The organism is Neolewinella sp., from assembly GCF_965214665.1.
In the GTDB taxonomy this organism is placed as follows: Bacteria; Bacteroidota; Bacteroidia; order Chitinophagales; family Saprospiraceae; genus Neolewinella.
Map to the genome: position 1 here is coordinate 455,674 of NZ_OZ243970.1, position 14,001 is coordinate 469,674.

At 58.8% G+C, this 14,001-nt stretch carries 14 protein-coding genes and 1 pseudogene; 6 read left to right on the plus strand and 9 right to left on the minus strand.

The features are described from left to right. Positions 1–13: 13 nt before the first annotated feature. The 5 genes and pseudogenes from ACOOHD_RS02295 to ACOOHD_RS02315 all read right to left on the minus strand — a co-directional run bounded on the left by ACOOHD_RS02295 (position 14) and on the right by ACOOHD_RS02315 (position 4,073). Positions 14–1,183, minus strand: coding sequence for a hypothetical protein (locus ACOOHD_RS02295; protein WP_420459948.1), 1,170 nt, complete (start codon positions 1,181–1,183; stop codon positions 14–16). Between the two features lie 32 nt (positions 1,184–1,215). After that, a complete protein-coding gene (locus ACOOHD_RS02300) occupies positions 1,216–1,761 on the minus strand; it encodes a glycosyltransferase (RefSeq protein WP_420461401.1) in 546 nt (181 codons plus the stop codon). Between the two features lie 54 nt (positions 1,762–1,815). Then, positions 1,816–2,292, minus strand: a pseudogene (locus ACOOHD_RS02305) (glycosyltransferase); the annotation flags it as partial. Between the two features lie 32 nt (positions 2,293–2,324). Next, positions 2,325–3,668 (minus strand): adenylosuccinate lyase, encoded by a 1,344-nt coding sequence (gene purB / locus ACOOHD_RS02310; protein WP_420459949.1) that lies wholly within the window; start codon positions 3,666–3,668, stop codon positions 2,325–2,327. 30 nt (positions 3,669–3,698) lie between these two features. After that, on the minus strand, positions 3,699–4,073 hold the full coding sequence (locus ACOOHD_RS02315; RefSeq protein WP_420459950.1) for a hypothetical protein: 375 nt from the start codon (positions 4,071–4,073) through the stop codon (positions 3,699–3,701). Between the two features lie 184 nt (positions 4,074–4,257). On the opposite strand from ACOOHD_RS02315, the gene ACOOHD_RS02320 reads away from it, so the two are divergent. From ACOOHD_RS02320 to ACOOHD_RS02335, 4 genes are all read left to right on the plus strand, one after another. Beyond that, the gene (locus tag ACOOHD_RS02320; protein ID WP_420459951.1) at positions 4,258–4,491 is read left to right on the plus strand and encodes a CcmD family protein; all 234 of its coding nucleotides are present in this window, start codon (positions 4,258–4,260) and stop codon (positions 4,489–4,491) included. After that, positions 4,484–5,902, plus strand: a complete 1,419-nt coding sequence (locus ACOOHD_RS02325) for a Glu/Leu/Phe/Val family dehydrogenase (protein WP_420459952.1) — start codon at positions 4,484–4,486, stop codon at positions 5,900–5,902. Before ACOOHD_RS02320 ends, ACOOHD_RS02325 begins: the two co-directional genes overlap by 8 nt. Positions 5,903–5,998: 96 nt before the next feature. Beyond that, the gene (locus tag ACOOHD_RS02330; RefSeq protein WP_420459953.1) at positions 5,999–6,478 is read left to right on the plus strand and encodes an Lrp/AsnC family transcriptional regulator; all 480 of its coding nucleotides are present in this window, start codon (positions 5,999–6,001) and stop codon (positions 6,476–6,478) included. Positions 6,479–6,497: 19 nt separating this feature from the next. Next, on the plus strand, positions 6,498–7,382 hold the full coding sequence (locus tag ACOOHD_RS02335; protein ID WP_420459954.1) for a carbon-nitrogen hydrolase: 885 nt from the start codon (positions 6,498–6,500) through the stop codon (positions 7,380–7,382). A gap of 3 nt (positions 7,383–7,385) precedes the next feature. On the opposite strand, the gene ACOOHD_RS02340 is transcribed toward ACOOHD_RS02335, so the two are convergent. Beyond that, positions 7,386–7,862 carry a YbhB/YbcL family Raf kinase inhibitor-like protein gene (locus tag ACOOHD_RS02340; protein ID WP_420459955.1) on the minus strand — a complete coding sequence of 159 codons (477 nt, stop codon included), beginning with the start codon at positions 7,860–7,862 and terminating at the stop codon, positions 7,386–7,388. Between the two features lie 122 nt (positions 7,863–7,984). On the opposite strand from ACOOHD_RS02340, the gene nth reads away from it, so the two are divergent. Together nth and ACOOHD_RS02350 are read left to right on the plus strand one after the other, a co-directional pair. Then, the gene (nth, locus tag ACOOHD_RS02345) at positions 7,985–8,632 is read left to right on the plus strand and encodes an endonuclease III (protein ID WP_420459956.1); all 648 of its coding nucleotides are present in this window, start codon (positions 7,985–7,987) and stop codon (positions 8,630–8,632) included. A 10-nt stretch (positions 8,633–8,642) separates the two neighbouring features. Next, positions 8,643–10,757: an HD family phosphohydrolase gene (locus ACOOHD_RS02350; protein WP_420459957.1), complete on the plus strand. Its 2,115-nt coding sequence runs from the start codon at positions 8,643–8,645 to the stop codon at positions 10,755–10,757. A 1-nt stretch (position 10,758) separates the two neighbouring features. Here the strand turns inward: ACOOHD_RS02350 and ACOOHD_RS02355 are convergent, their stop codons facing one another. Genes ACOOHD_RS02355 through ACOOHD_RS02365 form a run of 3 tightly spaced genes read right to left on the minus strand, consistent with a single transcriptional unit; the run spans position 10,759 to position 14,001 of the window. After that, positions 10,759–11,433, minus strand: a complete 675-nt coding sequence (locus ACOOHD_RS02355) for an NAD-dependent epimerase/dehydratase family protein (RefSeq protein ID WP_420459958.1) — start codon at positions 11,431–11,433, stop codon at positions 10,759–10,761. Between the two features lie 37 nt (positions 11,434–11,470). Continuing rightward, entirely contained in the window at positions 11,471–12,634 is a 1,164-nt protein-coding gene (locus tag ACOOHD_RS02360; RefSeq protein ID WP_420459959.1) for an alginate O-acetyltransferase AlgX-related protein, read from the minus strand. Further along, complete coding sequence (locus ACOOHD_RS02365) at positions 12,634–14,001, minus strand: MBOAT family O-acyltransferase (RefSeq protein WP_420459960.1); 1,368 nt, start codon at positions 13,999–14,001, stop codon at positions 12,634–12,636. The genes ACOOHD_RS02360 and ACOOHD_RS02365 overlap by 1 nt, the downstream gene beginning before the upstream one ends.

The window sequence follows — 14,001 nt, forward strand, 5'->3', positions numbered from 1 at the left end:
GCCTGGTGGCCGATCACCTAGGTAAGCCTAATGCCTCTATCCATTGATCGCGGAGAGCAGATTCACTGCGTTCGACCCAACAATTCGTAGGAAAGTTGCGGCGATTTGCATATTCCACCAGTAAAAGTCCTAATTGAGTGCCGTCGGAAAAGTGAACGACTGCTGGATCCCGTAATGGATGGTAGTGGGGAAGTAGAAGGGGCTTCCCGTAGTAAATAGCATCGAAGGGCGTGCCCGAGGCTTTCGTGAATCCGAGAAGTTCTCGGTAACGGCCGACCGGTACTTCCATTTGGAGAGGAGCAAGAAGTATATCTGCAGAAGCAAGTAAAGTGATAAATTGCTCTTCTTGCAGGCCATTAGGGTAAGAGAATACCTGTACGGCAGATGGGACTTTTGTTTGAATAGTGTGAGGAAGTCTATTGGTCAGTTGCTGGAGGATAGCAGCATCGATGATTCTACCAGCTAGGTGAATTTCTATTGCCGCGCCCGATGGGACTGCAACCGCAAGCGCTTCAATGAGGGCATCGTAATCTCTAGCACGGTAAGTCACGGAGCCAGGAACAATTACCTTGAGGGGATGGACGGCGCTGCCCGAGTACGAAACCTTCGGGCAATCGCGCCTGGCAGCAAATGGAACAACTCTATGGCTAGCCCCCTTGAGGAAGAACTGTTGCCTACCCTCTTGCGCTAACTGCTCGGTGGGGTATAGAAGCGCTTCTGCCTGGGTAAATAATCGGCGTTTACCAGGCTTTCGTAAGTAATCCCGACCATCCTGCACAAGCTCCTTCAAGCTATGAGCTGCCTTTCGGTATGCACCGCGATCAAAGCAGTAGTTTAAGTTATGTAATACCACAAAGTAGCGTACCCGTCCGATTGCGGAAGCGAACCAGTGCGGTCTTCTACCGATTGTGGCAATCACGAGCCGTGAATCTTCAGTAAAATTTATTTCCTTGAGGTAGCTCGCCCAGCCCTGTCCGTACCTAGGACAACGCAAGGTGAGGTGGGGAACCTGAGAAAAGCGTTTACGCAGTAACTGGACGTACTCAATCTTGACGTGACAGGTCACTTTAAGTCCCTCGATGTCTGTCAATACCGGGAGCCAGCGTTCGAGCAGTTCGGTATGGTCGAATGCTTCAACGTAGTGTAGAACGTTCACTCTGTCTGATCCGGTAATAGCTGCCAACCTTCAGTTGTTGTAGTTGATGAAAGGCCCGTTTATTCGGGCAATGCGTAGAGGGCATACAGCTTCGCTACATTTTGCTTTACATCAAGGCCTGCTGCCCGAATAGCAGCGTACCGATGCTCCGCCGATGTACTTATAGGAAAATTTGTATGTTCGACTGTTTGCGCCCACCGCTCAGGGCAATCAGTAGCAAGGAAAGTAACTAAATTCAAGCCCAAGTCAACTTCTAAAGAAACCTTATTTGATACAATAACGGGCAGCCCCACCGCCTGCGCTTCGACTAGCACCAGGGGGAAACCTTCATAGTGAGAGGGTAGCAGAAGTAAGTCTGAACCAGCCATCAATTGTGGAACGTCATTGCGGTTTCCTAAGAACGATATTCTATCGCCTAGGCCTGCGCCGATAACCGCTTCTTCTAGCGCGCGACGCAACTTGCCCTGCCCTACAAAAATTAGATGAAAATTGTACCCACGGCGTTGAAGAGCGGAGGCTACCTTTAGCGTGAAACTTGGATTTTTTTGCTGGTCGAGCCGACCGATTTGACATAAGACCTTACATGAGTCACTTACGTTCAGCATGCGCTTTATGTAATCGGTAGGGCCCCTTCGATCCCGGTGAAAACGGTGTAAATCAATGCCGTTTGGCAATACGAAAAAAGCACTTGCCTCACCATACAAAAAACGACCTGCGGCAACCCCGCAGGCGAGGTACCGCGTGGCGAACTTCTGAATTAATCTGATTGAGAACCGCTGATATCTACGTCCCCAAATGGAAAGTCCAAGGTTCTCACTGGTAGTATGGGCATGGGCTAACCGCTGTTCAATTCCAGCTAGCCAGGCAGCCATTAAATAGATGCCACCATCAAACAGGTCATGGACATGTACTGCGACGTAGAACCTCCGCTTGCGTAAAAAATTTGCCGTTGCTAGACAACGACCAAGCCGATTACCCGGAGGGTGTAGTCGGTGAATCCTACCTCCTAGCTCTTCGATCTCGTCGTCAAAGTCGCACTTTCTATCGGAAAAGTAAAGGAAGTCAAACTGTAGACGGGTTCGATCAATGGCTCTGTACAGGTTCATGATCGTCGTTTCGACCCCCGCCCTGTCCATACCTCCGGCAATGTGGAGCACCCTAGCGCAGCTCAAAATTTGCCAACATAAGTTTCCGGCCTAATCTTTTTTAATTCCGCCTTGACTTCAGGCAGTACCTCCAATCCATCAATGAACTCAAGAATTACTTTGTCGTCAATCTTCACCCGTCCCCGCGTCAACGTCTTTAACGCCTCATAGGGCTGAGGATACCCTTCGCGGCGGAGAATATTCTGAATGGCCTCAGCCGTCACCATCCAGTTGGCCGCAAGGTCGGCGGCAATCTTGTCGGAGTTAAGGAGCAGCTTGCTTAGGCCCTTGTCGGTAGCCTGGAGGGCGATGAGCAGGTGGGCTAGGGGAACCCCGATGTTACGGAGCACGGTCGAGTCCGTCAGGTCGCGCTGTAACCGGCTAACGGGGAGCTTATCGGCCAGGTGGGTGAAGAGCGCCCGCGCGATGCCAAGATTACCCTCCGCGTTCTCAAAATCGATGGGATTGACCTTGTGGGGCATGGCCGAGCTACCTATCTCGCCGGCCACCGTACGTTGGCGGAAGTACTCCATACTAATGTAGGTCCAGGTATCGCGGCACAGATCGATCAGGATGGTGCAGCAGCGGTTAAGGGCATGGAAGAGGGCGGCCAGGTTATCGTAATGCTCGATCTGGGTGGTGGGGTAACTGCGGCGGAGCCCGAGATCGTCCTCCACGAAGCGAGTGGCAAAGCCGTGCCAGTCGCGGTCGGGGTAGCTGACGTAGTGGGCGTTCATGTTGCCGGTCGCTCCGCCAAATTTTGCGGAAAAGGGTACCTCCTTCAGCTGGCGGAGTTGTTCGCGTAGCCGGGTCGTCCAGACGGCAAACTCCTTGCCCAGTAGGGTAGGGGAGGCGGGCTGCCCGTGGGTACGGGCCAGCATAGGGATGCCCTTCCACTCGTCGACCAGTCCGTCGAGGCGATCTAACAGGCGATCAAATGCAGGGTAGATTACTTCCCGCAACCCTTCCTTCAGGCTCAGGGGAATGGCGGTATTATTGATATCCTGACTGGTAAGGCCGAAGTGGGTGAACTCCAGAATGTCTTTTAGCCCGCGAACCTTAAGCTGCTCCTTCACGAAGTACTCTACCGCCTTAACGTCGTGATTAGTGATGCGCTCGGTGGCCTTGATCGTCTCCGCCTGGGACTCGGTAAAACCCGTGATGATCTCGTCCAGGGCAGCTACTTGTTCGGCGCTGGCGGATGCTATCTGCGGGAGTCCAAGCCGGTAGAGCGCCTGGAGGTAGCGGACCTCCACCACCACGCGGTACCTAATCAGGGCATACTCACTAAAGTAAGCGGCCAGCGGAGTGGTCTTACTGGCGTAGCGCCCGTCAATGGGGCTAATGGCGGTAAGGGCGGTGGGCATGGGTGGCGGGGCTAGGCCGGCGAAGGTACACTAGACGAAGAACTCGTCATCGAGAGGTCGGGGCTCCTCGCGCTCGGCCCGCTTGAGGTGGAAGGGCTTGGTGTCGCCCTCGGGCAGCAAGCGGCTATCGACCCGAGTGATGGGCGTCTTGCTGCTGGCCAGCAGGCAGCGGTCGTTGCGGAATACGTCGACTACGATACCGGACCAGGTCATGCTGATCTCGACGCGGAACTTGTCGATGCCGTCACCGTCGGCCGCATCAACAGTGAAGTAGTGGTGGCGGCCGAAGACGCTGAAGCCAGAGCTGGCCAACTGACCGTTGAAGTAGACGGATTCCACACCGGACCACATGCTGTTGTGGACTTCGAGGAGGTCGTCGTTGATGGGTAGGGAGAGGAGGCGCATGTTGCAGGGAGTTAAGGGGTTATGGAGTTAAGGAGTAAAGGTCGGTGGGTGGGGGCTCGATGGGGTGAGTTACTGGACAAATGGGATTAGATTTTCGATGAGGGCGCTGCGCAGCCGGAGGCTGCGGCGAACGGCGCGGTCAGGAGACCGCATCGTACATTGTGGCGCCTAACCAGCCGATGATATGCCCAGCCTGCTGCGTTGCCTTCTCGTTTTGCTCTGCACCTGCGGCCCCGCCCTCTGTCTGTTCGCGCAGGGAGGAGAGGAGACGGTGGCCCCGGACTTTCTGCGGAGTATCGGGAAGATGTACGTGGTGGTGGCGGTTATTGTCGTTGTTTTTCTCGGACTGGCCCTGTACTTATGGCGGCTGGACCGACGCCTAACCGATATTGAAAACCAGATTGACGATCATGCCTGACAAGACGTTTTTAGATAGTGTGGGACAGTACTTTGACAATGCTGCTCCCCACACCGGCCTGCCCGAGGGCCTGCTGAAGCAGATAAAGGTCTGCAACTCCGTGTACCAGATTTACTTCCCGGTCAAAATCGACGGGGAGGTGAAGGTGATCGAGGCCTACCGGGCCCAGCACTCCCACCACCGCAGCCCCACGAAGGGCGGTATCCGCTACTCCAACCACGTGAACCAGGAGGAGGTGGTGGCCCTGGCTACGCTGATGTCCTATAAGTGTGCCATCGTAGATGTGCCCTTCGGAGGGGCTAAGGGCGGGGTGCGCATCAACCCCTGGGAATACAGCGAGGCGGACCTGGAAAAAATTACGCGGCGCTACACTACGGAGCTGATCCGCCGTAAATTTATCGGGCCGGCCATTGACGTGCCGGCGCCCGACTACGGCACCGGACCGCGGGAGATGGCCTGGATCTACGACACCTACCGCTCTTTTCACCCCGATGACATCAATGCGGCCGGCTGTGTGACCGGTAAACCCGTGAGTCAGAATGGCGTACGAGGACGTACGGAAGCTACCGGGCGGGGGGTGTTCTACGGCATCCGCGAGGCGTGTAATCAGCAGGACCTGATGGACCGGCTGGGACTGAACCTGGGCATCGAGGGAAAAACCATGGTCGTGCAGGGGCTCGGTAACGTGGGGTCCCATACGGCCACCATCAGCCAGGACGAGGGGGGCGTAAAGATCATCGGTGTTTCCGAGGTGGAGGGGGCCATCTATAGTCCGGAGGGCTTCGACATCCACGAGGTGATCGCGCACCGGGTGAAGCACGGCAGCATTCTGTCCTTCCCGGGGGTAGAGGCGTACGGGAAAGATGACCGGCGCTCCGTCATGGAGTTCGAATGTGACATCTTGGTACCGGCCGCACTGGAAAATCAAATCGACGAGCGCAACGCACCGAACGTACGGGCGAAAATTGTGGCCGAGGGAGCCAACGGCCCGGTTACGGCCGGAGGATCGCAGGTACTGGCCCAGCGCGGCATCGTGGTGCTGCCCGACATCTACCTCAACGCGGGGGGAGTGACCGTGAGCTACTTCGAGTGGCTGAAGAACCTGAGCCACATGCGCTTCGGGCGGCTACAGAAGCGGTTCGACGAGCAGAACTACCGGCGCATCGTGCAGCAAATCGAGGAAACGACCGGCAAGGCGATCAGCGAGCGCGATCGTGGGATGATCATCCACGGGGCCGACGAGATCGACCTCGTGCGCTCCGGGTTAGAGGAAACGATGATCACCGGCTTCCAGGGCATCTACGACCTGTACAAGTCTAAGGAGGGCATCAAGGACCTGCGTACCGCAGCTTTCGCCCTGGCCATCAGCAAGATATCGAACGACTACATCAGTTTGGGAATTTGGCCGTAGGGGCAGCGGTGGCGAATAAAATACTTATTTCGCCTAAACTGTGAAATAATTGTTGGTGCTGCTATCTTTGCCGCTACACCACTGCCATGCGCCATTATGTCTGACAAACTCGATAAGATCGACCTGAGCATTCTAAGGATTCTCCAGGACAACAGTAAGATTACCAACCTGGACCTGAGCAAGCGCATCGGACTCAGCCCGGCACCCACCCTGGAACGGGTCAAAAAGCTGGAGCAGAACGACGTGATCCAGAGCTACCACGCGCAGGTCAATCCAGAAGCCATCGGGCTCATGGTGAAGACCTTCGTGCTGGTCAGTCTCGACTGGCGCAAGAACCAGGCCCGGGAGAACTTCCTGGAGCAGGTGCAGAACATTGAGGAGATCACCGAGTGCTACATCATCACCGGCGAGGCGGATTTTCTGATCAAGATCATCTGCCAGGACATCCCCACCTACGAGCGGCTTCTCTTCAAAACCCTGCAGCAGATCGACGAGATTGAGCGGCTCAAGACCCTGATGACGCTGAGTACGGTCAAAGACGTAAAGCGGCTCCCCTACGAGTACGACGCGGAGTAAGGGTAGTTACCTTTGCGTCATGAAGCCTCTACACATCGGCCTAGTCCAGCAGTCCAACACCGGCGACCGAGCAGCGAACCTAGAGAAGAGCGCAGCCGGTATACGCAGGTGCAAGACTCTTGGCGCGGAACTGGTGGTTATGCAAGAGCTCCACACCGGCCTCTACTTCTGCCAGACCGAGGCCCCCGAGGTCTTCGACCAGGCGGAAACCATACCCGGGCCCAGTACGGAGTATTTTGGGGAGCTAGCCAGGGAACTCGACCTTGTCTTGGTACTAAGCCTATTCGAAAACCGGGCACCGGGCTTATGCTACAATACCGCCGTTGTGATCGAGCGCGACGGCAGCATCGCAGGCCGCTACCGGAAGATGCACATCCCGGACGATCCGGCCTACTACGAGAAGTTCTACTTCACGCCGGGTGATTTAGGCTTCAAGCCGGTGCAGACCAGCGTGGGCAAGCTCGGCGTACTCGTGTGCTGGGATCAGTGGTACCCGGAGGCGGCCCGGCTGATGGCACTCGGGGGTGCGGAGGTACTCATTTATCCCACCGCCATCGGCTACGAGTTGGCCGACGATGCGCCGGAGCGGGGGCGGCAGCGGGAGGCGTGGATCATCTCGCAGCGCGGGCATGCCGTGGCAAACGGTCTGCCCGTAGTAGCGGTAAACCGGACGGGTTTCGAGCCCGATCCGAGTGAGGTCACCGAGGGCATCCAGTTCTGGGGCAGCAGCTTTGTGACCGGGCCGCAGGGGGAGTTCCTGCACCGGTCACCAGAGGATGAGGAAGATGTGGCGGTGGTGGTGGTGGACCGGCAGCGTACGGCACAGGTACGGCGTATCTGGCCGTTCTTTCGGGACCGGCGAATCGATGCGTACGGGGATTTGCTGCGGCGGTGGGTAGATTAGCCTTTACCGCCCATAAAACGCCACCAAGCCCGCCTTCGCCAGCAAATGCGGCTGCGCCATAAAGATTACCTTAGGGGGTGGGGCGGCCCCCGTCAACTCCAGTTTTGCATCCAGGGCATAGAGCGTAAGGTGGTAAGCGTGGGCCGCATCACCCGGGGGCGGCGCGGGTCCGTCGTAGCGGTAATCCCCGAAGCTATTCGCGCACTGAAGTGTGCCTTCCGGCATTCCTTCGGTGCTATCGCCCGTGGCTAACGAGGTCACCTCACCCGGAATATTAAAGGCACACCAGTGAGTGAAGCCCGCCGGGGTGGGGGCGTGGGGATCGTGGATGATCAGGATGAAACTCTTGGTGCTCGTGGGTACGTTTTGCCAGGTGAGCTGGGGGCTGAGGTTCATTCCACCTACGCCCATACCATCGTAAAGACATTCCTGAGGGACCTGGCCCATAAACTGGTTGCTGCTGATGGTGAAGCCTGCCATTGGTTGCTAGTTTAATTATGTATGTGGAATGAAAGTGGGAAGTTCAGTTTAGGCGTTGGACGCTTTAAAGCGTCCAACGCCTGGCCCTGAAGCGTCCAACGCCTGTCCCTACCTTTGCCGCCGTGACGAAAGCCCAGAAAGCCGCCGATATCCAGCGTATCCTGGAGGAACTTTACCCCGAGGTGCCCGTACCGCTGGACCATACCGACCCCTACACCCTGCTGGTAGCCGTACTGCTTTCCGCTCAGTGCACCGACAAACGCGTCAATTTGGTAACCCCCACCCTCTGGGCCGTGACCGACCGGCCGGAGGTGATGAAGACCCTGCCGGTGGAGGACATCCGCGAGATCATAAAACCCTGCGGACTCAGCCCCGGTAAGAGTAAGGCGATCAAGGAGCTGAGTCGCATGATCGATGAGGAGCACGGGGGCCAGGTGCCCCGCACGTTTGCGGAGCTAGAGGCGCTACCCGGCGTAGGCCATAAAACGGCCAGCGTGGTCATGTCACAGGCCTTCGGGGTACCGGCCTTTCCGGTCGATACCCACATCCACCGGCTGGCCTACCGCTGGGCGCTCAGCACGGGCAAGAACGTGGTGCAGACGGAGCGCGACCTTAAGCGGCTCTTCCCCCGCGCGTGCTGGAACCGACTGCACCTGCAGATCATCTTCTTCGGACGGCAGCACTGCCCGGCCCGCGGCCACCGGATGCGCGACTGTCCGATCTGCTCCGTACACGGCCGCAGGTCGTTGCTCAAGCGCGAAAAAGTTTAACTTCGCCGCCATGGAGGGATCGACCCACAGCAGTGCCTGGAGCCGCCGCCTGCCGCGCATCCTGCTGGGGGTCACGGCCGTGGTGCTCATCAGTCTGCTCTACCCCAATAACCTGAGCTTTCCCTACCAGTTCGAGCTCAATCGGACCTGGCAGTACGCCGATCTGTCAGCCCCCTACGACATCCCGATTTTGAAGCGGGAGGAGCGGTTGGAAAGCGACCGCCAGGCTGTGATCGAAAACCTGACCCCCGTATACCGGCGCGATCCAGAGGTGGCCCGCCGCGCCCGGGCGGCCTACATTCAGGATTTTAGTATCGCCCTTGATTCGGCCGAGGCCCGCGAGACCTACGCCGGACTGCGCGCCCAGCCCGAAGCCCACCGACTTTATGGCCTGGGCATTCTCGACCGCATCTACCAGCGCGGCATTGTACGGCTGCGCACCGAAGACGAGGCCCGCTCGGGCATGGCCTCCGTCATCCAGATCGTAGACGGCAGCGAGGTGGCCACCCGCACCATCGGCCAGGTGTTCACCACCCCGGGCCGGGCCCGTCAGTGGCTCACCGATAGCCTGCTGTATACCCGCCTGGCCGCCCCGGACTTTCTCGTGCCGCTGCTGGAGGATAAACTCGAGTACAATACCTTCTACAACGACAGCCTTACCAACCGACTGCGCGAGCAGAGCCTGCAATCGGTGAGCCCCTTCGACGGACTGGTACAACAAGAGGAGGTGCTGGTCCGGCAGGGGGAGGTGATCTCGGAATCGGTCTACCAGAAGCTAGCCAGTTACCGGCGCCTCTACAATGATAACCTACAGGGTACGAGTAGCTACTTTTCGGTCATCGGGGGCTACGCGATCCTGGTGGGGCTGGTCATTCTGCTGCTGTTCCTTTACCTACGCACCTTTTTTCCGTTGGTGTACGTGCGCAGTAAGAACCTGGTGTTCATCCTGATTTGGCCGCTGATCTATGCCCTGCTGGTTCGTTCCATCGAGCTGGCCCCGGGCTGGAGTGCCTACATGGTGCCCTTCTGCATCGTGCCGATCGTGATGCGTATTTTCTTCACGGAGCGACTGGCCTTCTTTACGCACGTGGCGGTAGTGCTCATCGCCAGTTTTCTCACCTCGCTGGGCTATCCCTTCACCTTCCTGAGCATCATGGCCGGGGTGGTAGTCATTTTCATGGACATTGATACGCGTGACTGGTCGCGCTTCTTCAGTAGTTTACTTCTCCTGTTTGTGTACTACTTGTTCGGCTACATCGGTATTCAGCTGCTGCAGGGGGCTACCTTCCTTACGCTGAACTACTTCGACCTGCTCTGGCTGGCCCTCAATGTGTTCCTAGTACTACTGGCCTATCCGCTCATTCCCCTCCTGGAACGTCTTTTTGGCCTCATCTCTCCGATTACCCTGGTCGAGCTGAACGACATGAACCGGCCGCTGCTGGAGCGCCTGGCCCGCCAGGCCTCCGGTACCTGGCAGCACAGCCTTAATGTGGCCAACCTGGCCGAGCGCGTAGCCAGCGAGATCGGCATCAATTCCCTGCTGGTGCGCACCGCCGCCCTCTACCACGACATCGGCAAGCTCAAGAACCCGGAGTACTTCATTGAGAACCAGAACGGCCCCAACCCCCACGACCGTATCACCGCCCTGGAGAGTGCCAAGATCGTCATCGACCACGTGGCCGAGGGGGTGCGACTGGCCCGGGGGGCGGGGTTGCCGGAGGTGATCATCGACTTTATCCGTACCCACCACGGCACCACCCGGGCCGAGTACTTTTACCGCCAGCACATCAAGGACCACCCGGAGCGGGAGGTTGACGAGCCGCAGTTTCGGTACGATGGGCCACTGCCCACCAGCCGCGAGCAGACCGTGCTGATGCTTGCCGACAGCGTCGAGGCGGCTTCTAAGTCGCTCAAGCAGCCTACGGAGGAAGAACTCTACGATCTGATCGACAACATTATTCGCGGCAAGCTCACCACCGGCCAGCTTGAACAGAGCCGGCTGAGCTTCCGGGAGCTAGAAGTACTGCGGCGCATCTTCCGCTCCGTACTTAAGAGCTCCCATCACCTGCGGATCGCCTACCCTAAGACCCCGGTATCCGCTACCGAAGCGGAGGAGGAGGAATGAGCTAGAGCAGTTCTTCCGCCCGGTGAAAGTGCACGCCGGGGGAGATCGTCTGTGCCGCCTCGATCATTTTGCGGGCGAGGACGTGCGCATCCGTCGGGTTGTACTCACCCAGCAGCTTGGGGGAGATCTGCCGCAGCACGGTACTCACCCCGGCGGCTAGCTTCTCGCCAATACGCAGTTCGGCACGCTTGCCCAGCAGCACCCCGGGGCGGAAGAGGTGGATGGCCCAAAAATCCATGCGGGTGATGGCTTCCTCCGTTTCCCCCTTCACCCGGTTGTAGAAAAAGGCGCTCTCGCTATCGGCCGCCGCCGCACTCACCAGCAGGCACTGGTTGGCCCCACCGGTCTGCGCCAGCTGCGCGGCCTGCACGATGTAGTCATAGTCTACCCGCCGAAAGGCCTCCTTACTCCCCGCCTTCTTGATGGTGGTACCCAGCGCGATGAATACATCGTGGCAGCGGAACAAGTCCCGCTGTCGGTCCAGTTTGCGAAAGTCGATCAGCGGATTATGCAGCTTCTTGCTCTCACGGTGCAGTTTGCGCCGGGTAGGTGCCACCACGCGGCTGTAGGCTTTGTGCTCCAGCAGCTGGTTCAACAGCTCCCGCCCCACCAGGCCCGTAGCACCCAGTAGCAGGGCGGTTTTGCGGCTGGCTACGATCTCCATTCCTGTACTCATGCTTACGCTAACCCCCGCCGGCCGGCCAGGTTTGCCGCTACCACCTGCCATCTTCGGCCGGCTCCCGTAGCAGGTTGAAGAGGAAGCCTTCCCACACCAGTTGCAGATACACCTCCCCGCCCTCCCGTCGGTAGTCGTCCAGGTTCAGCCCGTGCCGCCACGCATCGAAAAGCCAGAAGGAGGTTCCGTACGCCTCACTTAGCGGAAGGTACAGATTCTCCCCGAAGCTCTCCCGCGTAACAAATAGGCTCGGTAGCGACCGGCGCAGCTCCGGGTTGATTTGTCGGCGCTGCTTGGCGTACTCCATGGGGTAGGGGAAGTCGGCCGGCGCCACAATATCCGGTCGCGGCACCTCCTCGGTCCACCACCCTCCGTGGCGGTGCAGGGTGTAGAAGGTCTCCTGATCTTTGCGAGCCCGGCCTGCCATTTGGGCTAGTAGCATACCGTCCGTAGGCTGGCTCGTGTAGTAGTAGGGCGGCGGCGCGCCGGTGCTGCGCTGGTGGGAGGGGGCGAGTCTCTGCTGGATGGCCGCAGCGGCCACGACGCCGGCCTTCACCGTCCAGTGGTGATCGGTGCGGTAGTAGAGATCCTCCTGCTGTGCCGTGTCGGCGTAGGTGCGGAGTGCCTGGTGGAGGTCCACGTACTCCACACCCCTACCATCGAGCGCGCGGTACAGCTGCCGGGTGGCGTGGTCCGGGTTGAGTGGCCGCACGTAGTCCGGTAGGTGGCCGGGATAGATATGGTGTTTGAGCGGTGCCACGGCTACGACGTAACGCCCACCGAGCGCGGCTACGCTATCGCGGCGGGCGCTGAGGGTGGCGGTGACCTCGGCCAGTTCGGCGGGGGAGAACCGGCGCTTTCCGCGGTAGATATCGAGCTGTAGACCGCCTTTGTAGTACCAGTCGTCTGTTCCCAACACCACCAGGTCGGGAAGGGGGGAGCGGCCGTTGGTGATGCGCTGTAGCCGGGCGTTGAATCGCTGGAAACGGCCGCGCCACGGGAAGCGATCCTCGAAGTAGGCCTCCCAGTCACGGGGGTAGGCATCCGGATCGTCGGTATCGAAGTGTGGAAGTTGAGCCGGCGCACGGTTCTCCACGCTCGGTACGGTAGGAAAGAAGTGGAACAGACCGTCTAGTACGCACAGCAAGAGCACCCCCCCAAAGAGTACCGGTAGACCGTAGCGAAGGGGAGCAGCCTGCATCAGAAGCGGAAGTAGATGAAGGGGTTGAGGGAGTTGTTGACCAGGCTGTTGGTGCAGAGTACGAAGAGTAGGATCAGGGCCAGTACGTAGAGCGTTGCACCGGCGGCCCCGCCCGTTAACTGCCTGGCGTGTACTTTCAGGTGGAGGGGAAGTTTGCTGGCGAAAAATACGGCGACGAGGGAGACGACAGTAAGCTCTCGGGTCCAGTAAAAGGACCAGTCGAAGGGGGTAGCGCCGGGGTTGAAGCCGAGCATAGCGCGGTAGTACTGTAGGGAAAGGATGACGCTCTCGGTACGGAACAGGACCCAGCCCAGTAACACGACTAAAAAGGCATATACCCAGTGGTGAAAGGGCCACCAACGCTGCCGCTCCAGCACGATGAACAGCCCGTGCCAGAGCCCCCAGAGTAGAAAGCTCCAGGCCGCGCCGTGCCAAACACCTGTGGCTACGAAGACAATGAGCAGATTGCGCCTAGTGTGCCGACGGCTACCCCCGAGGGGGATGTAAAGATAGTCGCGAAACCAGGCCCCCAGCGTGATGTGCCACCGCCGCCAGAACTCCCGGATGCTGCGGCTGGTGTAGGGAAAATCGAAGTTCTCCGGCAGGCGAAAGCCGAACAGAAGAGCCAGCCCGATGGCCATGTCGGAGTAGCCGCTGAAGTCGTAGTAGATCTGTCCGGCGTAGAGTAGCGCCCCGGCCCAGGCGGTGAAGGTGTCGAGCGTAGTGAAGTCGAGGGCAAAGATTTCTTCCGTGACGCCGGCCAGGGTGTTGGCGATAAGCACCTTTTTGGTCAGGCCGATGAGGAAGCGTTGGAGGCCGTAGCTGGTCTGGTCCCAGCTCCGGGTGCGGTGGGCAATCTGGGCGTCGATCTCATGGTAGCGTACGATGGGCCCGGCGATGAGCTGAGGAAAAAAGCTGATGAATAGGCCCAGGCGGGGAAGGCTGCGCTGGGGGCTGACCGTACGCCGCTGCACGTCAACCAGGTAGCTGATGGCCTGAAAGGTGTAAAAGCTGATGCCGAGGGGTAGGGCGATGCGGGGCAGCTCGAAGGCCGGCAGTTGCACGAGTTGTAGCAGATCACTAGCCTCGCGAACAAAGAAGTTAGCGTACTTGAAAACGCCCAGTAGCAGCAGATTGAACAGGACGCCGCAAGTGAGCCAGCCACGGTGGGGGAGCCGGCGGCCGATCAGGTAGTTGCCCCCAATACTGAGCAGTAGAATAGACGTATACCCCACACCGCCCCAGGTATAGATCAGCAGACTGGTGAGTAGTAGCCAAGCATTCTGCCAGCGACCGGGCAGCAGTATGCTTCCTCCCCAAACCACGGGCAGCGCCAGCCACAGGAAGAGCAGGGAGGAAAAGAGCAT

Bases quoted from the DNA above. Each gene is read 5' to 3' on its own strand.
- ACOOHD_RS02300 (WP_420461401.1), bottom strand. From the start codon at position 1,761: ATGCTGAACGTAAGTGACTCATGTAAGGTCTTATGTCAAATCGGTCGG.
- purB (WP_420459949.1), bottom strand. From the start codon at position 3,668: ATGCCCACCGCCCTTACCGCCATTAGCCCCATTGACGGGCGCTACGCC.
- ACOOHD_RS02315 (WP_420459950.1), bottom strand. From the start codon at position 4,073: ATGCGCCTCCTCTCCCTACCCATCAACGACGACCTCCTCGAAGTCCAC.
- ACOOHD_RS02320 (WP_420459951.1), top strand. From the start codon at position 4,258: ATGCCCAGCCTGCTGCGTTGCCTTCTCGTTTTGCTCTGCACCTGCGGC.
- ACOOHD_RS02325 (WP_420459952.1), top strand. From the start codon at position 4,484: ATGCCTGACAAGACGTTTTTAGATAGTGTGGGACAGTACTTTGACAAT.
- ACOOHD_RS02330 (WP_420459953.1), top strand. From the start codon at position 5,999: ATGTCTGACAAACTCGATAAGATCGACCTGAGCATTCTAAGGATTCTC.
- ACOOHD_RS02335 (WP_420459954.1), top strand. From the start codon at position 6,498: ATGAAGCCTCTACACATCGGCCTAGTCCAGCAGTCCAACACCGGCGAC.
- ACOOHD_RS02340 (WP_420459955.1), bottom strand. From the start codon at position 7,862: ATGGCAGGCTTCACCATCAGCAGCAACCAGTTTATGGGCCAGGTCCCT.
- ACOOHD_RS02350 (WP_420459957.1), top strand. From the start codon at position 8,643: ATGGAGGGATCGACCCACAGCAGTGCCTGGAGCCGCCGCCTGCCGCGC.
- ACOOHD_RS02355 (WP_420459958.1), bottom strand. From the start codon at position 11,433: ATGAGTACAGGAATGGAGATCGTAGCCAGCCGCAAAACCGCCCTGCTA.
- ACOOHD_RS02360 (WP_420459959.1), bottom strand. From the start codon at position 12,634: ATGCAGGCTGCTCCCCTTCGCTACGGTCTACCGGTACTCTTTGGGGGG.
- ACOOHD_RS02365 (WP_420459960.1), bottom strand. From the start codon at position 14,001: ATGCTCTTTTCCTCCCTGCTCTTCCTGTGGCTGGCGCTGCCCGTGGTT.